Annotated in this window: 17 protein-coding genes; 6 read left to right on the top strand and 11 right to left on the bottom strand. The window is 71.6% G+C overall.

All coding sequences use genetic code 11. From position 1 onward, the window contains the following. Positions 1-24: 24 nt before the first annotated feature. The 8 genes from NOO62_RS14270 to NOO62_RS14235 all read right to left on the bottom strand — a co-directional run bounded on the left by NOO62_RS14270 (position 25) and on the right by NOO62_RS14235 (position 9373). On the bottom strand, positions 25-1020 hold the full coding sequence (locus tag NOO62_RS14270) for an N-acetylglucosamine kinase (RefSeq protein ID WP_268771271.1): 996 nt from the start codon (positions 1018-1020) through the stop codon (positions 25-27). Next, positions 1011-2276 (bottom strand): 6-phospho-beta-glucosidase, encoded by a 1266-nt coding sequence (locus NOO62_RS14265; protein ID WP_268771270.1) that lies wholly within the window; start codon positions 2274-2276, stop codon positions 1011-1013. The genes NOO62_RS14270 and NOO62_RS14265 overlap by 10 nt, the downstream gene beginning before the upstream one ends. An 8-nt stretch (positions 2277-2284) precedes the next feature. Further along, positions 2285-3199 (bottom strand): carbohydrate ABC transporter permease, encoded by a 915-nt coding sequence (locus NOO62_RS14260; protein WP_268771269.1) that lies wholly within the window; start codon positions 3197-3199, stop codon positions 2285-2287. An 8-nt stretch (positions 3200-3207) separates the two neighbouring features. Beyond that, on the bottom strand, positions 3208-4143 hold the full coding sequence (locus NOO62_RS14255) for a carbohydrate ABC transporter permease (protein ID WP_268771268.1): 936 nt from the start codon (positions 4141-4143) through the stop codon (positions 3208-3210). A 36-nt stretch (positions 4144-4179) separates the two neighbouring features. Next, positions 4180-5520, bottom strand: a complete 1341-nt coding sequence (locus tag NOO62_RS14250) for an ABC transporter substrate-binding protein (protein WP_268771267.1) — start codon at positions 5518-5520, stop codon at positions 4180-4182. Positions 5521-5582: 62 nt separating this feature from the next. Beyond that, positions 5583-6761, bottom strand: coding sequence for an ROK family transcriptional regulator (locus NOO62_RS14245; RefSeq protein ID WP_268771266.1), 1179 nt, complete (start codon positions 6759-6761; stop codon positions 5583-5585). Between the two features lie 1551 nt (positions 6762-8312). Beyond that, positions 8313-8492, bottom strand: coding sequence for a DUF397 domain-containing protein (locus NOO62_RS14240; RefSeq protein WP_268771265.1), 180 nt, complete (start codon positions 8490-8492; stop codon positions 8313-8315). Further along, on the bottom strand, positions 8489-9373 hold the full coding sequence (locus tag NOO62_RS14235) for a helix-turn-helix domain-containing protein (protein ID WP_268771264.1): 885 nt from the start codon (positions 9371-9373) through the stop codon (positions 8489-8491). The genes NOO62_RS14240 and NOO62_RS14235 overlap by 4 nt, the downstream gene beginning before the upstream one ends. Before the next feature lie 229 nt (positions 9374-9602). Between NOO62_RS14235 and NOO62_RS14230 the strand changes: the two genes are divergently transcribed. Then, positions 9603-10079: an ATP-binding protein gene (locus NOO62_RS14230; protein ID WP_268771263.1), complete on the top strand. Its 477-nt coding sequence runs from the start codon at positions 9603-9605 to the stop codon at positions 10077-10079. Between the two features lie 70 nt (positions 10080-10149). Here NOO62_RS14230 and NOO62_RS14225 read toward each other — a convergent pair whose 3' ends face one another. Then, complete coding sequence (locus tag NOO62_RS14225) at positions 10150-11283, bottom strand: mechanosensitive ion channel family protein (protein WP_268771262.1); 1134 nt, start codon at positions 11281-11283, stop codon at positions 10150-10152. A 278-nt stretch (positions 11284-11561) separates the two neighbouring features. Between NOO62_RS14225 and NOO62_RS14220 the strand changes: the two genes are divergently transcribed. Then, positions 11562-12098 (top strand): HNH endonuclease, encoded by a 537-nt coding sequence (locus tag NOO62_RS14220; protein WP_150184145.1) that lies wholly within the window; start codon positions 11562-11564, stop codon positions 12096-12098. A gap of 81 nt (positions 12099-12179) precedes the next feature. On the opposite strand, the gene NOO62_RS14215 is transcribed toward NOO62_RS14220, so the two are convergent. Beyond that, complete coding sequence (locus tag NOO62_RS14215; RefSeq protein ID WP_268771261.1) at positions 12180-15239, bottom strand: beta-N-acetylglucosaminidase domain-containing protein; 3060 nt, start codon at positions 15237-15239, stop codon at positions 12180-12182. 361 nt (positions 15240-15600) lie between these two features. Between NOO62_RS14215 and NOO62_RS14210 the strand changes: the two genes are divergently transcribed. The 3 genes from NOO62_RS14210 to NOO62_RS14200 are packed head-to-tail and all read left to right on the top strand — an operon-like array spanning position 15601 to position 18298. Next, positions 15601-15837 carry a hypothetical protein gene (locus tag NOO62_RS14210; RefSeq protein WP_150167796.1) on the top strand — a complete coding sequence of 79 codons (237 nt, stop codon included), beginning with the start codon at positions 15601-15603 and terminating at the stop codon, positions 15835-15837. Beyond that, entirely contained in the window at positions 15837-18041 is a 2205-nt protein-coding gene (gene malQ / locus NOO62_RS14205) for a 4-alpha-glucanotransferase (RefSeq protein ID WP_268771260.1), read from the top strand. The genes NOO62_RS14210 and malQ overlap by 1 nt, the downstream gene beginning before the upstream one ends. Before the next feature lie 20 nt (positions 18042-18061). Next, entirely contained in the window at positions 18062-18298 is a 237-nt protein-coding gene (locus NOO62_RS14200; RefSeq protein WP_055569298.1) for a hypothetical protein, read from the top strand. A 130-nt stretch (positions 18299-18428) separates the two neighbouring features. Here the strand turns inward: NOO62_RS14200 and NOO62_RS14195 are convergent, their stop codons facing one another. Continuing rightward, a complete protein-coding gene (locus NOO62_RS14195; RefSeq protein ID WP_268771259.1) occupies positions 18429-19007 on the bottom strand; it encodes a TetR family transcriptional regulator in 579 nt (192 codons plus the stop codon). Positions 19008-19130: 123 nt separating this feature from the next. On the opposite strand from NOO62_RS14195, the gene NOO62_RS14190 reads away from it, so the two are divergent. Next, positions 19131-20609, top strand: coding sequence for an FAD-dependent monooxygenase (locus NOO62_RS14190; RefSeq protein ID WP_268771258.1), 1479 nt, complete (start codon positions 19131-19133; stop codon positions 20607-20609). The last annotated feature ends 19 nt before the right edge of the window (positions 20610-20628 follow it).

Genomic DNA, 20628 nt, shown 5'->3' with positions numbered 1-20628 from the left:
CGCACGGCGCGGGCGGGAAGCACGTTATTCGCCGCGCGCGCCGTCCTCGTAATGGGTCCGCACGCGCGCGTACACCTCGGCCGGCGCCGCGACCTGGTCGAGGCCGAGGAGCGCCGCGCCGAGTACGGGACGTGCGACGACGACCTGCGGCACCGCCTTGGGCGCCCGCTCGGCCAGCAACGTCCGTACGCCGTCGTCCAGTTGCGGGTGGCGCGCGGCGAGGACGCTGCCGCCGAGCAGTACCGGGGCCTCCTCGTCGAGCAGGCCGAGCCGGTCGAGGGCCACCGTCGCCATGGCGACGACCTCCTCGGCCATCCGGTCCACCACGGAGCGGGCCACGGCGTCGCCGGCGGCCGCGGTGGCGAACAGGACGGGCGTCAGCTCGTGCCGCCGCGCCGGGGCGATGCGGGCCAGGTGCAGTGCCTCGATCAGCGCGTACATGGACTCCAGACCGAAGTGCGCGGGCAGCGTCTCGCGCAGCGCGGTCGGCTCGCCCCGGCCGTCCTCGGCACGCGCCGCGAACCACAGCGCCTCCTCGGCGAGGTGGCCGCCCCCGCCCCAGTCGCCGGAGATCCGGCCGATGGCGGGGAAGCGGGCGGTGCGTCCGTCCGGGAGCATGCCGACGCAGTTGATGCCCGCGCCGCACACCACGGCGACCCCGCGCGGCTCGGCGTCCTCCCGCAGCCCGGCGCGCAGGATGGCGAAGGTGTCGTTGCGCACGTCGACCGAGGGGCCCCACGCGCGCCGGTGCAGGGCGTCCGCCAACTCCCGCTCCTCCACGGGCAGGTCGGCGTTGGCGAGGCAGGCGGACACATGCCCGACGGAGTCGGTGCCCGCCTCCGCGAGGGCCCGCGTCACCGCCTCCGCCAGGACGTCCACCGCGGTCTCGACGCCGACCCGCGGCGGTTGGAACCCGCCGCCGCGGGCCGTGCCGACGATCCGCCCGTCGGCCGCGACCACCGCGACGTCGGTCTTGCTGTTGCCCGCGTCGATCGCGAGCACGCTCGTGCCTACGCCCACGCCAGGTGCTCCCGGTTGTGTGCGATCAGGCTGTCGGTGAGCTGCTCCGCGTACGCGTACTGCCCGATCAGCGGGTGGGCGAGCAGCGCCTTGAAGACCCGCTCGCGGCCGCCGTGCACGGCCGCCCGGAGTGCCAGGTCCTCGTAGCCCGTGACGTTCGCGATGAGCCCGGCGTACAGCGGGTCGAGCTGCGGCACGGGCAGCGGCTTCGCCCCCGAGCCGTCCACCGAGGCCTGCACCTCGATGACCGCGTCGTCGGGCAGGAACGGCAGCGTGCCGTTGTTGACGGTGTTGACCACCTGGTACGGGCTGCCGCCGTTGCCGAGCAGCGACGCGGCGAGGTCGACGGCCGCCTCCGAATAGAAGGCGCCGCCGCGCTTGGCGAGCAGCTCCGGCTTCTCGTCGAGCGCCGGGTCGCCGTACATCTCCAGGAGCTGCTTCTCCATCTCGGCGACCTCGGCGGCGCGCGACGGCTTGGTGCGCAGTTCCTCGACGACGGCGTCGTGCTGGTAGTAGTAGCGCAGGTAGTACGAGGGGACGACGCCGAGCCGGTCGACGATCGCTCGCGGCATGCGCAGGTCCTCGGCGACGGCGTCCCCGTGCTCGGCGAGCAGCCTGGGCAGGATGTCGTCACCCTGGGGACCTCCGAGACGTACGCCCGTCTCCCACGTCAGGTGGTTGAGGCCCACGTGGTCCAGGTGCACCTCGCCCGGCGCGACGTCGAGGAGCTTCGCGAACTTCCGCTGGAAGCCGATCGCGACGTTGCAGAGGCCGACGGCCTTGTGTCCGGCCTGGAGCAGGGCCCGCGTGACGATGCCCACGGGGTTGGTGAAGTCGATGATCCACGCGTTGGGGTTGGTGCGGCGCACGCGCTCGGCGATGTCGAGGACGACGGGGACGGTGCGCAGCGCCTTCGCGAGACCACCGGCGCCGGTGGTCTCCTGGCCGACGCAGCCGCACTCGAGCGGCCACGTCTCGTCCTGGTTGCGGGCGGCCTGGCCGCCGACGCGCAGCTGGAGCAGCACGGCGTCGGCGTCCGCGACGCCCGCGGCGACGTCGGACGTGGTGACGATGCGGCCGGGGTGGCCCTGCTTGGCGAAGATGCGCCGCGCGAGGCCGCCCACCAGCTCCAGACGGTCGGCCGCCGGGTCCACGAGGACGAGCTCCTCGATCGGCAGGCTGTCCCTCAACCGCGCGAATCCGTCGATGAGTTCGGGTGTGTAGGTCGACCCTCCGCCGACCACTGCGAGCTTCATATCGGTTCTCAGCCCTTTACTCCGGTGAGGGTGACGCCTTCGACGAAGGCCTTTTGTGCGAAGAAGAAAACGATGATGACGGGGGCCATGACGAGCAGCGTCGCGGCCATGGTCATGTTCCAGTTGACGGCGTGCGCGCTCTTGAACGACTCCAGGCCGTAACTCAGCGTCCACGCGCCGGGGTTCTGTGCCGCGTAGATCTGCGGGCCGAAGTAGTCGTTCCAGCAGTAGAAGAACTGGAAGAGCGCGATGGCGGCGATGCCGGGCTTGGCCATCGGCACCACGATCTTCACCATGGTGCGGAACTCCCCGCACCCGTCGACCTTCGCCGACTCGATGTACTCCTTGGGAATGGTGAGGAGGAACTGCCGGAGGAGAAAGATCGAGTACGCGTCACCGAAAGCCATCGGAATGATCAGCGGCCACAGGGTGCCGGACAAATGAAACTGCTGGGCCCACACCAAGTACATGGGGATCACGATCACCTGCGGCGGCAGCATCATCGTCGAGATGACGAGCAGCATCGCGGTGCGCCGGCCCCGGAAACGGAACTTGGCGAGCGCGTACGCCACGGGGATCGCCGAGCAGACCGTGAAGAGGGTGCCGAGCCCCGCGTACATGAGCGAGTTGCGCCACCAGTCGAGGAAGCCCGGCGTCTCGAACACGGCCTTGTAGTTGGACCAGTGCCAGGAGTCGGGCCACAGGTCACCGCTCATGGCCTGCGAGTCGCTCATCACCGACGTCAGGAAGACGAAGACGAACGGCAGGACGAACAGCAGCGCGACGGCTATCGCGACGCTGTGCACGGCGATCCAGTGCAGGATCCGCTTGCGGCGGGCGCGGGCGGCGGCGGGCCCCCGGTTCGGGGAGGTCCGTTCGGGCGTCGACGGCGACGCGGGCGCGCTGAGAGTCGTGGAAGTCATCGAAGTCCTCAGTCCTCCGCCGAGAGCAGCCCGGAGCGCTTGCGCATCAGGAGCATCGTCACGGCCATGGCGATGGCGAAGAGCACGAGCGAGAGCACGCACGCGGCGCCGGTGTTGAAGTTCTGGAAGCCCATCTGGTAGACGAGCTGGGGCACTGTGAGGGTCGAGTGGTCGGGGTATCCTGGCTGGATGACGGACCCGGGCCCGATGTTGACGCCGGAGGCGACCTTCCCCGCGACCAGGGCCTGCGTGTAGTACTGCATGGTCTGTACGACGCCCGTGACCACCGCGAACATCACGATCGGCGTGATCGACGGCCACGTCACGTAGCGGAACTTGGCGAACGCGCCCGCACCGTCCAGCTCGGCGGCCTCGTACTGCTCCTTCGGTACGTCGAGCAGCGCGGCCATGAAGATCACCATCAGGTCGCCGATGCCCCACAGGGAGAGCAGCACGAGCGAGGGCTTGGCGGTGTCCGGATCGTTGAACCAGTTGGGTCCGGATATCCCGACCGCCCCGAGGATCTCGTTCACCGGCCCCGAGCCCGGGTTGAGCAGGAAGACGAAGGCGACGGTGGCGGCCACGGGCGGCGCGAGGTACGGGATGTAGAAGGCGGTGCGGAAGAACCCCGCCCCCGTCTTGATCTTCGTGATCAGCAGCCCGAGCGAGAGCCCGAAGACCACCCGCACCGCCACCATGATCACGACGAGCCAGAGGGTGTTCCGCAGGGCGGGCCCGAACAGGGGCATCTGCTCGAACACGTACGTCCAGTTCCTGAGGCCCACGAAGGTGGGCTCCTTGATCTGGTTGTAGTGCATGAAGGAGAAGTAGACGGTGGCGATCAGCGGGTACGCGAAGAAGACGCTGAAGCCGACCAGCCAGGGGGACAGGAACCCGAGCGTGCGCAGTCGGCGGCGCGCGGGGTTGGACAGGTTCAATGCCATGGGTCAGAGTCCTCAGCTCTTCAACTCTTCAGCTCTTCAGCTCTTCGACTGGAGGGTGTCGGCGTCGATCTGCTCGTCGAGCTTCTTCAGCCCCTTGCGCAGGTCGGAGACGCGCCCGGCCTCGACGCCGTACGCGAAGTCCATCAGCGCGACGACGTAGGCACCGCCGTTGACGGAGGGCGGCAGGGCCTTGCTGTGCTTGTTCTCCAGGATGTCGAAGAACGTCCGGAAGGTCGGATCGGCGTCCAGGTCGGGCGACTTGAGCGCCGCGTACGTGGAGGGCACGTTGTGGATGGCGTTCGCGAAGTTCACGACCTGCTTCGTGTCCGCGGTCAGGAACCGCACCAGCTCCCAGGCGGCGTTCTGGTGCTTGCTGCTGTGCGCGATGCCGGCGACGGTGCCGGTGATGAAACCGCGCCCGTACGTCTCGGCCTGGTCGTCGGGGACGGGCAGCGGCGCCACGTCCCAGTTGAACTTGGCCTTCGCCTCGTTCAGCATCAGCCCGCGCCACTCGCCGTCCAGGTGCATGGCGACCTTCTGGGTCAGGAAGGCGTTCTGGCTGGACATCTCGTCCCCGAACGTCATCCGGAACCGCTCGAGATCGTCGAACCCACCCTGCGCATCCGCGAGCTGTCCGGCGGCCTTGAAGAACTTGTAAGTCGAAGGCTCATCGGCGAGCCGCGAGTCGCCGTCCGCGTCGAAGTACCCCGGCCCCCACTGGGCGAAGAGCCGGTCAGGGCTGTTCTGGTAGAAGCGGAAGTTGGGCATGAACCCGACCCGTTTGTACGACCTCTTGCCGCTCCGCACGGTCAGCTTCTTCGCGACCTCCTCGAACTCGGACATCGTGCGCGGCGGCCGCTCGATGCCCGCCTCGTCGAAGGCGTCCTTGTTGTAGTACATCCCGAAGGCGTCCGCGAGCAGCGGCAGCGCGCACTGGCTGCCGTGGTAGCTCGTGTAGTCGAGGAGTGTCTTGGGGAACGTCTTGTGCTTGTCGAGGCCGGTCTTCTTCATGAACGGATCGAGGTCCGCCCACATCCCGGAGTCGCAGTACTGGCCCACGTTGTTGGTGGTGAACGAGGACACCACGTCCGGCGCCTTGTCGCCGCCCGCCCGCAACGCCTGGTTGATGGTCTCGTCGGAGACGTTCCCGGTGGCCTTGACGTGGATGTTCGGGTGCAGCTTCTCGAACCGGTCGATGCTGTCGTTGACGGCCTTGACCTCGCCGGGCGTGGCCCAGCCGTGCCAGAACTTGATGGTGACCGGCTTCGTCGGATCGTCGTTCGCGCTGCCGACGCTCGGGTTGGCGCAGCCGGAGAGCAGCAGACCGGCTGCGGCGAGCGTCGCGGACGCGCAGATGGGCATGCGCCATCGCGGCATGGCGGACTTCCTTTACGGGGGAGGTGGCTGGGGAGTCGGGGATGTGGTCGGGCGGGGCGAGGTCAGGCGGTATCGAAGACCTGGTCGCGGGCCTGGGTGAGGGCCTGGCGGAGTGCGCCGGTGAGGATCGGGTCGCCGTCGAGCTCGCTGATGCGGACCTGCGGGCGGGGCAGGGCGAGCCCGGTCAGCTCCTCCTCGACGCGCAGCCGCAGCTTGTCGCCGCCCGCCTGGGCGACGGCGCCGGACAGTACGACGAGTTCGGGGTCGACGACGGCGACGACGGCGGCGATGCCGGTGGCGAGGCGGCGGGCCACCTCGCCGAGGACGGCGTCGTCGGCGAAGGCGGCGTCCAGCGTCCCCGCGGGACCGGCGAGCTCGCGGACGACCGGCGCGGAGACGAGGCTCTGGAATCCGCCTCCGCCGTCCGGGCCGCGCGTCGCCTCCGGGCCGCCGTGCGCCAGCGGGGCGCCGGGGAGCGGCATGTACCCGATCTCGCCCGCGCCGCCGGTCGCGCCGCGCAGCAGGGTGCCGCCCAGCACGATGGCTGCGCCCACGCCGTCGTCGAGCCAGGTCAGCACGTAGTTGTCGTGGTCCTGGGCGGCGCCTTCGTACTGCTCGGCGACGGCTGCCAGATTGACGTCGTTCTCGATGTCGACGGGTGTGCCGAGGACGGCGGCGAGGTCGTCGCGCAGCGTCCGTGAGTGCCAGCCCGGCAGGTGCGGGGCGTAGCGCAGTTGGCCGGTGTGCGGGTCGATGGCGCCCGGGGTGCCGATGACGGCGGCCCGCAGGTCCTCGTGCCCGAGCCCCGCCTGACGCAGGGCACCGTCGACGGCCTCGGTGACGAGCTGGGCGGTGCGGTGGCGCACGTCCTCGGCGACGGCGTCTGCCTCCACGCGCTCCCTGCCGAGCACGGTGCCGGTGATGTCGGCGACGAGAGCGGTGATTCCCGTGGGATCGGCGGAGAGGGCGGCGACGTGTCCCGCGCCCGGGTCGATCTCGTACAGCTGAGCGTTGGGCCCGGGCCGACCGCTGAGGCTGCCGGTGGTGTGGACGAGCCCGGCGGCTTCGAGGCGGCCGAGAAGCTGCGAGGTGGTCGGCTTGGAGAGCCCGGTGAGCTCGCCGATGCGGGTGCGGGTGAGGGGTCCGTGTACGACGAGGAGATCAAGAACGGCCCGGTCGTTCATGGCACGCAGGACGCGGGGGGTGCCCGGAGCGCCGCCCGGGATGCTGCCTGTCGCCATCACGACACCTGCCTCTCAGCCGCCCGTACGGTAACGGTCGCCGCTAACTGTTAGGAAACTTTCCAATTGGTGAGGACCGTACGGCTGGCGTGAATGAGGCGTCAATAGCGGACACCGCCCCGGCAACCAAGTCGTTACCTGTGGGGGTGGGGTGTTGCACGGGGTGCGCGGGGTGGGTGGCGGGTTGGGCGGCGTCTTCGGTGGGCCGGTGGCGTTGATGGTCACCGGGGCCGCCCGGGGTTGTGCGGAGTGTGGCGGTTCCGGGCCGGCAGTAAAGGGCGCTCCGCTGCGCTGCGCGTCGGCTTCGCCGATTCCGCTGCGCTCCACCCTTGACTCCCGCCCCTGCACCGCAGTGGGACATTGACCCGGACGGCCAGGGGTGGGGGCTGCGGGGACTGCTGGGTGGGTCATCCGCTCTCGCTGCCGGGTGCGGCCCGGTCCAACGTGGCCGACCGCCCCGGTCACGGCGCCGCCAGCTGCGCGGCTGCGCTGCTCGGGTCATCCGCTTGCGCTGCCTGCTGCGGCCCGGCCCAACGTGAGTGGTCCCCAGGGTTCGGGGCGGGTCATCGGCTTTCGTTGCTGGGTGCGGCCCGGTCCAACGTGTATCGCCGCCCCGGTTGCGGCGCCGCCAGCCGCGCGGTGCGCCGGTCGGGTCATCGGCTTTCGCGGCCGGGTGCGGACCGGTCCATCGCGTGTCGCCGTCGCCGTCATGGTCATGGTCGGGGGGTGGGGTCGGTACGTCGTGCGCGGGGTGACCACCCCGGGCAGACCGAAGCGCCATCGAAGCGCCACCGCCCCCGGCCCCGGGCGCCCTCCGGCACCTACTTTGGGAAAGTTGCGAATGCCTTCGCCGCGCGCCCCCCAGCAGATACGGATGCGCCCCCCGGCATGCGGAATTTGCCGCGCCGGATGCGCGAGATCAGCGGCATGGGTGGGGGCGTGCGGGGTGTGGGAGGGGGGCGCGCGCCGGGACGGTTCGCAACTTTCCCAAAGTAGGTGCCGGAGAGGGGGCGGCCCGACCCAACCGCCGCCCCGCCCGCGCACCCCGCACGCCGCCGCCCAGAGCACTGCTCTCACGCAGCCGAGCCAGCAATCCCACATGCCGGGGGGCGCATTCACTCTGCCGAGGGGGCGCGCGGCCAGCCGATTCGCAACTTTCCCGAAGTAGGTGCCGGAGGGGACGGCCCGGGCAGTCCTTTGGCAGTCCGACCATCACTCCCACCCACGTTGGACCGGTCCGCACCCTGCAACGAGAGCGGATGACCCACCCCGAACCGTGGGGACGCCTCACGTTGGGCCGGTCCGCACCCGGCAACGAGAGGTGATGACCCGACCAGAGAAGTCCGCCGCCTCACCCCTGGCCGTCCGGGCCAATGCCCAACTGCGGTGCAGGGGCGGGAGTCAAGGGTGGAGCGAAGCGGAATCGGCGCAGCCGACGCGCAGCGCAGCGGAGCGCCCTTTACTCCCGGCCCGGAACCGCCACACTCCGCAAAACCCCGGGCGGCCCCGGTGACCATCAACGCCACCGGCCCACCGAAGTCGCCAACCGCTTCAGCGCAGGGCAACCGTGAAGAGGGCCCAGGCCGCAGGGGCCAGGCGAAGTATCGGTGCGTCGGGGTCGGGATCCTTGGAATCGCGTATGGCAACAGTTCCGGGAACATTGACCGCTACTTCGACGCACTCGCCGCTCGCCGTGCTGTAGCTGGACTTCATGAAGTCGAAGCTGTTCATCGGTGCATGTCCTCGCTGATGGTCTCGATCAGGCTGAGTGAGTCCCGCGGGGCCAGGCTCAGGCGTGCCGTGCGTTCGAAGAACGTCCTGTACATGGCGCTCTCGGCGTCGTTCTCGATCCACACGGTAGCCGCGATGCTGTCGACGTGGACGACGTCCATCGCCTCCGTCTCCGCGAAGGAGACGATGCTGAAGGACCCCGCGATACATGCGTGACTGCCCGCGCGGAACGGCAGCACCTGGACATGGACGTTGGGGAGTTGGGCCGCCGTCAGCAGGTGCTGCAACTGCGCCCGCATGACGTCGGGGCCCCCTACCTGCTGTCGGAGCGCGGACTCCCCGATCACCGCGTAGAACTGGAGCGGCTCCGGCCCTGACAAGCGGGCCTGCCGCTTCATGCGCACATCGACGAGTCCCTCGATCTCGTCCGGGTCCTCCCACAGACCTTCGCTCACGGCGAGTGCCCTCGTGTACTCGGGCGTCTGCAGCAGCCCTGGTACGAGGGCCTGTTGCCATGTTCGTACTCTGGTTGCGACGTCCTCCATCGCGATGTACTCGGCCATCGCCCCCGCCTGGGGCGCGTGCTGCCACCACCCCTTGGCCTTGCGGCGCTCCCGGTCGAGTCGTGCCAACTCCAGGAGCCGGGCAACAGACTTGAGGTCCCGCACCTCGTAGAACTCGCACAGCACTCGGATGTCCGGGTCCCGTATGGGTACCCAGCCCTGTTCCATCTTCACGATCTTCGAGTTGGTCGCGCTGATGGTCTGAGCAGCCTGGTGCTGGGTCTTCCCGGAGGCGTCGCGCAGCCGCAGAAGTTCGCCGCCGAGCTTGCGCCCCAGGACAGTCGACGCCCGGTTGCCGAGGTTCGCTGATCGGTTCACGGCGACATTGTCGCCTCGTCGGCGCGGGCCGGTCGACAGCCTTCCTCTTTCGGGGACAATTGTCTCCGAGCCACTTGAGCCCGCGATGCGAGAGCCGCTACGTTCAGCACTCAGCCGCTAACCCAGCGGCACGATGTGGCGGAAGCGCACCGTCCCGCCCCCTGCAAGGGACCCGCAGGGACGGCAGAGCCACCGTCGCCCCCGACCGCACAAGGAGGTGCGCGTCACCATGGCCGAACCAGCCCGCTCGGACCCGGCGCCCCAGCCAGCCGTACTCCTGGAGGACCGTCTCGACTACACCCCGCAGGCCCGCAGCGTCGGCCTCGCCCGCCGCAGGGCCGCCCGCCTCGTCACGGAGTGGGGGCACGCCGCCCTCGCCGGTGACGCCGCCCTCGTCGTATCCGAGCTGATGACCAACGCCCTCCTCCACGGCAGCCGCCACGACCGCCTCATCCGCGTACGGATCGCCCTCAGCGCCGACGCCCTCCGCGTCGAGGTCACCGACCCGCGCGGCGAGCGCCTGCCGGAGCCGCGTACGGCGGAGGGCGAGGACCAGTTCGGGCGCGGACTGCTCCTGGTGGGCGCGCTGTCCGACCGCTGGCGGTGCGAGCCGTGCGCCGCCGGGAAAACGGTGTACGCGGAGTGGAACGTGGGGAGAGCGGATCGTGGTGGTGCAGGGGAGTTGGTTCGGATGACAGGGCGATGACAGGGCGATGACAGGCATACGTGAAGGGGGCGCCCGGGAGGATTCTCCGGGTGCCCCCTTCGCGTAGGTGTTACTTCGCCAGGTTCGGCGGGGGCGGCGGTATCGGGGACGCCGCCAGGGACTGGGGGGACGTCGCCGAGGCGTAGGCGGAGGGAGCCGAGACGCCGGCCGAGGGGTCCGCCGGGTCCTCCTGCACCGCCAACGGCAGACCGCCCACGATGCGGATGCCCGCCTCGTCGAACGCCCGCTTGATGCGCCAGCGCAGCTCCCGCTCCACGTCCAGGGACTTGCCCGGCATCGTCTTCGCGGAGACGCGGACCACCATCGAGTCGAGGAGGACGCTGTCCAGGCCCAGGATCTCCACCGGGCCCCACAGCCGCTCGTTCCACGGCTCGTCCTTCGCGATGGCCTCGCCGACCTCCGCCAGCGTCGCCTTCACCTTGTCCAGGTCCTCGTCCGGGCGGACCGTCACGTCGACGCCCGCCGTGGACCAGCCCTGGGAGAGGTTGCCGATGCGCTTGACCTCGCCGTTGCGGACGTACCAGATCTCGCCGTTGTCGCCGCGCAACTTCGTGACGCGCAGGCCGACCTCTATGACCTCACCCGAGGCCACGCCCGCGTCGATCGAGTCGCCGACACCGTACTGGTCCTCCAGGATCATGAAGACACCGGAGAGGAAGTCGGTCACGAGGTTGCGCGCGCCGAAACCGATCGCGACGCCCGCCACACCCGCGGACGCGAGCAGCGGTGCCAGGTTGATCTCGAAGGTGCCGAGGACCATGAGCCCGGCCGTGCCGAGGATCAGGAACGAGGCCACCGAGCGCAGGACCGAGCCGATCGCCTGGGAACGCTGGCGGCGGCGCTCCACGTTCACCAGGAGCCCGCCGAGCGCGGTGCCGTCCACGGCCTGCGCCGTGCGGTTCATGCGGTCTATCAGCTTGGTGATGGCGCGGCGGACGATGACACGCAGGACGACCGCTATCGCGACGATCAGCACGATGCGCAGACCGATGCCGAGCCATGTGGACCAGTTCTGCTCGACCCAGCTCGCCGCGTTCCCGGCGCTCTCCTGAGCGTCCTCGAGCGTGGGCGGCTTGGACTTTTGCGGGTCGTCCGGGTCCGTTCCGGCTGCCGTCAGGACGGACAGGAACACGGCAGGTACCTCCAGGTATCGCGGCCTGCCCGGCGAACGAAGAACCGCCATCGAAGCGGAACGGGGGGAACCGGGCAGACTCACCACACTAACGGGGCATCGTGTGTGGATCGTTGTGATGTTCGGGGGAGAGACAGTGGTCACCACGGTGCTCACCTGGGGAAGTACCCAGGAGAGCCGATCGCCGTCCCGGTGCCGCGCCCCCTGTGGTCGAAAACACTTCAAGGCCGTTACGGGGACATGCTGGCGCTACGACCAGGCATGAGGGGAGACTGGCAGCAGATCGTCCCGGCGCGAGCCACGCGCCGCCGGCGTAATAGGAGGCATCCGTGCCGCATGTCCTGGTCCTCAACGCGTCGTACGAGCCCCTCGGCGTCGTACCGCTCCGCCGCGCGCTCGTCCTCGTCCTGGAGAACAAGGCTCTCTGCCTCGAGGAATCCGGCGCCTTCATGCACAGCGCAACGCGCACCGTCCCCGCACCCAGCGTGGTCCGCCTCAAGCGGTTCGTCCGGGTCCCCTACCGAGGGCCCGTCCCGCTGACGAGGCGGGCGTTGTTCGCCCGCGACGGCGGTCGGTGCATGTACTGCGGTGGCGTCGCAACCAGCGTCGACCACGTCATTCCGAAGAGCCGAGGCGGCCAGCACGCCTGGGACAACGTGGTGGCTTCCTGCCGCCGCTGCAACCACGTCAAGGCCGACCGGCACCTCATGGAGCTCGGCTGGCGGCTGCGGCACAAGCCCGCGCCGCCCTCGGGCCTCGCGTGGCGCATCATCGGGACCGGACATAGGGATCCGCGCTGGCTGCCGTACTTGCAGCCGTTCGGCGCGGACGACGCGATGGCTCGGATCGACGGCATTTCTGCCTAGCAAACGATCCGGGCCTTTGTTGTATGCGCGTACGTACGGTGCTGTACGTGGAGTGCGCGTACGGCGGACGCGTGGCGGTCGCTACTTGTCGGCGACCGCGTACGCCTCCAGGGACCAGAGCGAGTAGCCGAAACGCGTGCCCCGCCTGTCACCCTGTACGCGGATGAAGCGGGTGTCCCGCGCGTCCATGCGGACCGACTCGCGGCCGCCCCTGCCGTCCCGCACGGTCGCCGCCGTGCGCCAGGTCCTGCCGTCGGCCGAGGTCTGCACGCGGTAGCCCGCCGCGTACGCGTCCTGCCAGCGCAGCACGACCTGCCCGAGCCGCACCGGCTCCGCGAGCTCCACCTGCCACCACGCGCCGTCCTCGGCCGGCGACGACCAGCGGGTCTCCGGATCGCCGTCCACCGCCGCCGACGCGGGGAAGTCCTTCGTCTCGTCGCCCGACGACGACGCCTTCGCGCCGCGCGCCAGGTCGGGGCCCGCCGTACGCGGGAACGCGCGGACGGAGAGGGTGTGGGTGTGGGTGCGGGGCTCGTCGCCGGAGGCCCCGGAGTCCTCGGAGGCTCCGAAGGTCAGGGGGATGTCGTACGTTCCCGCGCGCGTGCCGGGCGGGACCGTGATCTCCAGCGGCACGTCGACCTCCGTTCCCCGCGGCACCGACGTCGACGTGCCGGGGACCTTCACCTCGATGCCCCTCGGCGCCTTCGCGCGGAGCGTGCCGGTGACGTCGCCGGGGCGCAGCGAACGCAGCTTCGCCGAGATCCGCAGGGGGCCTCCGCCGATCTCCGCGTCGGCCTCCGTGCGGGACAGGGACAGGCGGGCGTCGGGGGTGTCGGCGAACCAGGGGACGAGGTGGCGGACGGAGTCGCCCCGGGCGTTGATGCGGATCGCGTCGGCGCGCAGGTCCTTGTGCTTCTTTGTGCGGTGCAGGTTCAGCTCGGTGAAGCCGCTTCGTGCCAGTGCGCCCACTCGCTGCCAGCCCTTGCCCGGAACGTGCGCCTCCACCGTGCCCTCGGTGCCGGGGTCGGTCAGCGCCGTCACCGCGGTGAGCGGGCGGGCGCGGTCGAAGCGGGCCGTCGCGCCGCGCGACGACGATGCCTGGTTCTCTCCGGTGCCCGCCCAGGCCGCGTACGCCTTCTGCGTCCGCGCGAGGAACGGGTCGAGCACGCCTTCGCCGACGGTGACGCCGCTCCGCCTCAGCTCCTTCTGGAGCTTCGTCAGGGCGCGCGAGCCCCGCCAGGCCGCCGCGCCGTCCCCGGCGGACTGTGCGGCAAGCAGGTCGACCGCCGTCTCGCCCGCCTCGCCGTAGCGCGCCAGTTGCTCGATCCAGGGGCGCACTTCGCCGTCGAGCTCGCTGTCGGCCAGGCGCCGCGGGGCCTCCCGCATCACGGTGAAGGCGGCGCGCAGTGCCTTCGCGGCGCGCTCGTCGCGTGCCCGGTCCGTCGTCGCACCAGTCGTCGTCGCACCAGTCGTAGTCGCACCAGTCGTCGTCGCACGGGCGGCCCAGAAGCCGTCCATGAGCGGCCGTAGGTACGCGGACTCGTCGGCGCCGAGCACGGACGACGCGTCGTTGCCCGCGAGGGCCCGCAGCGCGCCCCGCGCCTTCGCGTCGCCGCCCGCGAGGTCGTCGATGGCGGCGAGCCAGGATTCGTGGGGGCGGTAGGCGCGCGGGTTCCAGGCGTAGTCGGCGGCTGTGAAGAGGGGGATGCGGGAGGCGGAGGGCTGCTCCATGGCGTTGCCGAGGAGGGCGGCCGAGCCGGAGGCGACGGCGGGCTCGCGGCCCGTATAGGGGCCCAGGAAAATACGGTCCTGCGCGAAGTCGTTGACGGGATAGTTGTCCATCGTGACCAGCGGGTGCGGGCCGAACGCCTTGCGGGCGCCCGCCAGCTCGCGGCCCGTGATGGTGCGCGGGACCACGCCGACACCCGTCCACGCCACCTCGATCCGGCGGTCGAGGGCCCGCGAGAGAGCCGCGCGGTACTCCGTCGTACCGTCCTGGAAGTACTCCGTAGGCATGAGGCTGAGCGGCCCGGCGCCGGGGTGGCGGGCCGCCAGGTGCGCGGCGACCGCGTCGGCCACCCGGGCCTGCGCCTTCGCCGCGGCCTCCGGGCCCGACCCGAACGTCTCGGCGTCCTGCTCGCAGTGCCACTCGCTGTAGCTGACGTTCTGGAACTGGAGCTGGAAGGCGCGCACGCCGAGCGCCCACATCGCGTCGATCTTGCGGGTGAGGTCCCTGACGTCCCGGTCGGACGACAGGCACATGGCCTGGCCCGGCGAGACGGCCCAGGCGAGCGTGACGTGGTTGGCCTCGGCCCGCTTCGCCAGGGCGCGGAAGTCGGCGCGCTGGTCGGCGGGGTAGGGCTCGCGCCAGCGGGCCTGGCGATAGGGGTCGTCGCCGGGGGCGTAGAGGTACCGGTTCTGCTTGGTGCGGCCCATGAAGTCGAGCTGGGCGAGGCGCTGCTCGCGGGTCCACGGCGTGCCGTAGAAACCCTCGGTGAGGCCGCGCACGGCGGTGCCGGGCCAGTCGCGGATCCGTACGCCGGGGACGGTGCGGGAAGCACCGGGGGTGCCGGTGCGGGTGAGCTGACGCAGGGTCTGCACGCCGTGGAAGAGGCCGTCGTCGCCGGTGCCGTCGAGGGCGACGGTGGCCCGTCCTTCGACACGTCCCACGGCGAGTCGGTACCCGCCCCTCGGCAGGTCGCCGCGCTCGCGGGCCCCCAGGGAGCGCAGCGCCCGGTCGGCGCCGGTGCCTCCGGCCCGTACGACGAGGGCGTCGCCCGCGGGCAGCGGGTCGCCGTCGCGCACCTCGGTGGCGTGCCGGGCGCCGGTGTCGTGGAGGAGGTCGCGGAGGGCCTTCACGGCGTACGGGTCGTGGTCGCCGTCGGCGCTGCGGGGGACGACCAGGACCACGTCGTCGCCGATCGTGACGGCGGTGCCCGCGGCGGTCATCGACTGGGGGCGGGGCCAGACGGGCGGCAGGCGGGAGGCGCCCGCCGTGGCGTCGTCGTCCGGGAGGGTGACGGGGGCGCCGGGCCCGCCGGGCGCCCCCGGGTCCGCGAGGGCGCCGGGCGCGCCGCCGAGCGCGCCCGCGATCACGGCGACCGCGACGGCGGCCGCGCCCTTCCTGCGCCGCAACTGCACGGCTCTTGCCCCTGTCTCTGCCCCCGGAGCCCTTGTGGCCCCTTGCGTCACATGTGCCAGTGAGCCCACCACTGAGGCGACGGGGTGTCAACGGGAGCGGGTGTCGCGCGGGGGATTCTTCGCGGAACCTGCGCGAATCGGGGGATGGAGGGTGTAGGGGGGCGTCTTCCGTCGGCGCGGACATCTTCCCGGCAGCCGCGGGCCTGGAGCGCGATCTTCCGGGGCGGGCTCGACCCCGGTGGAACAACTTCCGTACCGGGAAAGCGGTGTGACCAGAGTCACGTTGTGGCAACGTATACGTCTGCGCGCCCGCGCACTGGGTAGGGCTGCCGAGACCTGCCCCCTGAAAAGGAGCTCCCACGTGGCCGCTTCCGCAAATCTTCTGCTGTCCGCGCTCTCCAAACAGGTGTCCCACCCCGACTCGGGCCTCGACGGCTCCTGCTCCTGCGGCTGCATCGAGCCGCCCCTCACCAGCGAGCCCCCGCTCGCCGACGCGGCGCCGCTCACCAGCGAGCCGCCCCTCGCCGACGCCGCCCCGCTGACCAGCGAGCCGACCTCCACCGGCACGGCGTCGGGCCTGGACTTCATGGGGGTCTGATGCCCCTTTCCCGGCTGGCCGCTTCGTACGGCGTGGCCACCTCCTACTCCCCGTCCCCGGGGCGCACCGTCCCCGCCACCGACACCGCGGTGATCGCCGCCCTGGCCGCGCTGGGTGTGGACGCGAGCACCCCGCAGGCGGTCCGGGCGGCGTTGACGGCGCGCGAGGCGGAGCGGGCCGCCCGTCCGCTGCCGCCGACCGTGGTGGCATGGACGGACGGCCCCCTGCCCCCGTCCCTCACGGCGCTGCCGCCGGGGACGCGGGTGCGGGTGGAGGTGGAGGAGGGCGGCGGAGCGGTGGAGTGGGAGACGCCCACGGACACGCTCCCCGAGGCCCTGCCCACCGGCGTCCACCGGCTCCACGTACGGAGCCAGGACCCGGGTCCTGGTACGGCTCCGGGGCCGGGTACGGGTACGGAAACGGGTACGGATACAGACGGCAGTGGCGAGGCGGGGCGCCTCAGCAGTGCGGGCGAGACTGCCTACCTCATCGTCGCCCCCCGCCGCGTAAAGACCCCGGCGCGGCGCACGCACGGCCTCCTCGTCCAGCTCTACTCGCTGCTCTCCCGGCGCTCCTGGGGCATGGGGGACCTCGGTGACCTCGCCGAGCTCTCCGCCTGGGCCGGGCGCACCCTCGGCACCGGCTTCGTGCAGGTCAATCCGTTGCACGCCGCCGTGCCGAGCCCGCCGCAGGGCCCCGGCGGCGACCCCTCCCCGTACCGCCCCTCCTCCCGCCGCTTCCCCGACCCCGTGCACCTGCGCGTCGAGGCGGTCCCCGAGTACGCGTACCTCACCGGGGACGCCCGTGAACGGGTCGACGAGCTGGGCCGGAAAGCCGCGCTGCTGCGGGACTCCGTGCTCCACCAGAACGCACTCATCGACCGCGACGCCGTCTGGGCCCTCAAGCGCGAGGCCCTCGAACTGCTGCTCCACGAGGTGCCCCTCGGACCCGGCCGCCGCGCCGCCTACAACGCCTTCCTCGCCGAACAGGGCACCGCCCTGGAGGACCACGCCACCTGGAACACCCTCGCCGAGACCCACGGCCCCGACTGGCACTCCTGGCCCGCCGTCCTCCGCGACCCCGCCTCGCCCGGCACCGCCCGCGCCCGCCGCGAGGCGATGGACCGCGTCGACTTCCACTGCCGCCTCGCCTGGCTCACCGACACCCAGTTGGCCGCCGCCCAGCGCACCGCGCGGGAAGCGGGCATGGACACCGGCCTCGTGCACGACCTCGCCGTCGGCGTGCACCCCGGCGGCGCCGACGCCTGGGCCCAGCAGCGGCACTTCGCCCCACGCATGTCCGTCGGCGCCCCGCCCGACGCCTTCAACGCGCGCGGCCAGGACTGGGGCCTGCCGCCCTGGCGCCCCGACCGCCTCGCCGAGTCGGGCTACGCCCCGTACCGGGCCCTCCTGCGCGGCCTGCTCCGCAACGCGGGCGCGCTCCGCATCGACCACGTCATGGGCCTGTTCCGGCTGTGGTGGATCCCCGAGGGCCGCGAGCCCACCGAGGGGACGTACGTCCACTACGACGCCGAGGCGATGCTCGCCGTCCTCGTCCTGGAGGCACGCCGCGCCGACGCCCTCGTCATCGGCGAGGACCTCGGCACCGTCGAGCCCGGCGTCCGCGAGACCCTGCGCGAACACGGCGTGCTCGGCACCTCCGTGCTCTGGTTCGAACGGGACTGGGAGGGCACGGGACGCCCGCTGCCCGCCGACGCCTGGCGCGCCGACTGCGTGGCCACCGCCACCACGCACGACCTGCCTCCGACCGCCGCCCGCCTCACCGGTGAGCACGTGCAACTCCGCCACGACCTCGGCCTGTTGACCCGGCCCCTCGCGCAGGAGCGGGCGGAGGCCGCAGCGGACGTGCGCGAATGGCTGGGCGCGCTCTCCCGGCTCGGGATGCTGTCCGGCGGCATCGGCTGCGAGGAGGACGAGATCCGCGCCGTGCACCGGTTCCTGCTCGCCACCCCGGCCCGCATGATCGGCATCTGGCTCCCCGACGCCGTCGGTGACCGCCGCCCGCAGAACCTGCCCGGCACCTGGGATCAGTACCCCAACTGGCGGCTGCCGGTCGCCGATGCCGCCGGACGCCCCGTCACCCTTGAGGACCTCGCCGCCTCTCCGCGTCTGCACGCCCTCATGGCGGTGTTCCGCGACGGTGAGTGCGCCCGTACGGCACCCCCGGGCGCGCACCCCGTTTAGGAGTTCGCTACGTTGGCACCGTGGACAAGAAGAACGCACTGCGCGCCGGCGCCCTGGCCTCCGGCACGACGCTGATGATGCTGCTCATGTCGTCCCCCGCGTTCGCGGCGCGCGACGACGGTGACGACCCGGGCCCCGGCCTGAGCGTCATCGACACGCTCGGCCTGTACGTCGCCGCGCCCATCGTGCTGTTCCTGGTGATCGCGGGCCTCGTGATGGTCGGCGACAAGTCCCGGAAGCAGCAGAAGCAGGGCTGACCGGCCCTCGCTCCGACGCACCACTTCACGCCGAGGGCACCCTGTCGCGTACGCATGTACGTCCGTACGTACGCCGTAGCAGGGTGCCCTCGGCGTGCTCGCGTCCGCATACGCTCACGGCCGCACAGGCTCACGGCCGCTCAGCCGTCAGATAGCGCTGCAGCGTCGGCGCGAGCCACTCCGTGATCTCCTCGCCGGACAGCGCGGCGGACGGCGGGAACCGCAGCACGTACCGCGTCAGGGCGAGCCCGAGGAGCTGTGACGCGCAGAGCGCGGCCCGGCCCGGCGCCTCGGCGGGGTCGGGGCAGACCTCGCGCGCCACCGGCAGCAACTGCTCCGCGAAGACGGCCCGCATGCGCTCGGCCCCCGTGTCGTTGGTGATGCCCACGCGGAGCAGCGCGGTGAGTACCCCGTCGCCCTCCCAGACGGCGAGGAAGTGCCGCACGAGCACCCTCCCCACCTCTTCGCGCGGCACCCGGCCGACGTCCGGCAGCCGCAGGTCCACCGAGGTGGCCGCGGCGAACAGCCCCTCCTTGTTGCCGTAGTAGCGCATCACCATCGACGGGTCGATGCGCGCGTCCTTGGCGATGGCGCGGATCGTCGCCCGTTCGTACCCGTCCGCCGCGAAGCGCTCGCGGGCCGCCGTGAGGATGCCGGCGCGGGTGGTGTCCGAGCGGCGGGGGGACTGGTCTGTGACTCTCTCCGTCATGCCGACAAGCGTAGGTCAACATGTGTGGGCCAACAACCGTTGACACCTTATGGTTACGGCTCTACGTTGGCCAACAAGCGTTGACCAACAAGCGTTGGCAACAGCTCACACCAGGAGGCGGTCATGACCAGTTCCCGTACGACCGACAGCGCCGTCGTAGTGGTCGGCGCGGGCCCCACCGGACTGCTCCTCGCCGGTGACCTCGCCACCGCGGGCGTCCCCGTCACCCTCGTCGAGAAGCGCGCACCCGGCATCAGCAACCTGTCGCGGGCGATGGTCGTGCACGCCCGGACCCTGGAGCAGCTGGACGCGCGCGGTCTCGCCGACGAGCTGGAGGCCAAGGGGGAGCCGCTCGCCGACCTGCGCCTCTTCGGCCGCCTGGCCCTCGACCTCACCCAGCTCCACTCCCGGTTCCGGCACGTCCTTGTCCTCCCGCAGTACGACGTCGAACGCGTTCTGGAACGCCGGGCGGTCGAGGCGGGGGTGCGGTTCGCGTACGAGACCGAGGTCGCGGGCCTCACGCAGGACGCGGACGGCGTCACGCTCGAACTCCGCGGCCCCGGGGTCGGTGCCGGTGCCGGTGCCGGTGCTGAGGTCGGATCCGGCACGCTGCGCGCCGCGTACGTCGTCGGGGCCGACGGGCTGCGCAGCGGTGTCCGCGCCGCCGTCGGCCTGCCCTTCCCCGGCAGGTCCGTCATCCGCTCCCTCGTCCTCGCGGACGTCCGGCTCGCCGAGCCCCCGGAGTCGCTGCTCACCGTCAACGCCAACGGTGACGCCTTCGCCTTCATCGCGCCCTTCGCCGACGGCTACCACCGCGTCATCGGCTGGGACCGCTCGCGCAACGTCCCCGACAGCGAGCCGCTCGACCTCGACGAGGTCAAGGGCATCGTCCGGCAGGCGCTCGGCCGTGACTTCGGCATGCGCGACGCCCGCTGGATGTCCCGCTTCCACAGCGACGAGCGCCAGGCGCCCGCCTACCGCGTGGGCCGCGTCTTCCACGCCGGGGACGCCGCGCACGTCCACTCCCCGGCGGGCGGCCAGGGCATGAACACGGGGCTGCAGGACGCCGCGAACCTGAGCTGGAAGCTGGCCGCCGCGGTCCAGGGCCGCGCTTCGGACGGCCTCCTTGACACCTATGAGGCCGAGCGGCACCCGGTCGGCAAGGCGGTGCTCCGCAGCAGCGGCGGGCTCGTCAGGCTCGCGATGGCCAAGCGCCCGTGGACGCGCGCGGTCCGCGCCGCCCTCGCCGTATTCGCGGACGCGGTGCCCGCGGTGCGCGCCAAGGCGGCGGGCCAGATCACCGGCATCGGTATCAAGTACCCGGCTCCCAAGGGTGCGCACCCGCTGGTCGGCCGCCGCATCTCGGACGTCGCACTCGAGGAAGGCCGCCTCTACGAGGCCCTGCGCGCAGGCGAGTTCGTCCTCATCTCGCCCCGGGGCGAGAAGAGCGAGACGGGCCGTGCGGTCCAGGCCCACTGGGCGAGCGCCCGCCGTACGACGGTGCTGGTGCGCCCCGACGGGTACGTGGCGTGGGCGGCGGAGGAGGGAACAGATTGTTCGGTTTCCCTGAAGCAATACGGCGAAAAGATTCGATGGACCTGATGGGTGGGGAGGTGTCACG

Origin of the sequence: Streptomyces sp. Je 1-369, from assembly GCF_026810505.1 — a bacterium.
Lineage (GTDB): Bacteria > Actinomycetota > Actinomycetes > Streptomycetales > Streptomycetaceae > Streptomyces.
The sequence above is the reverse complement of the archived record's forward strand: the minus strand, read 5'-3'. Positions and strand labels throughout refer to the sequence as shown.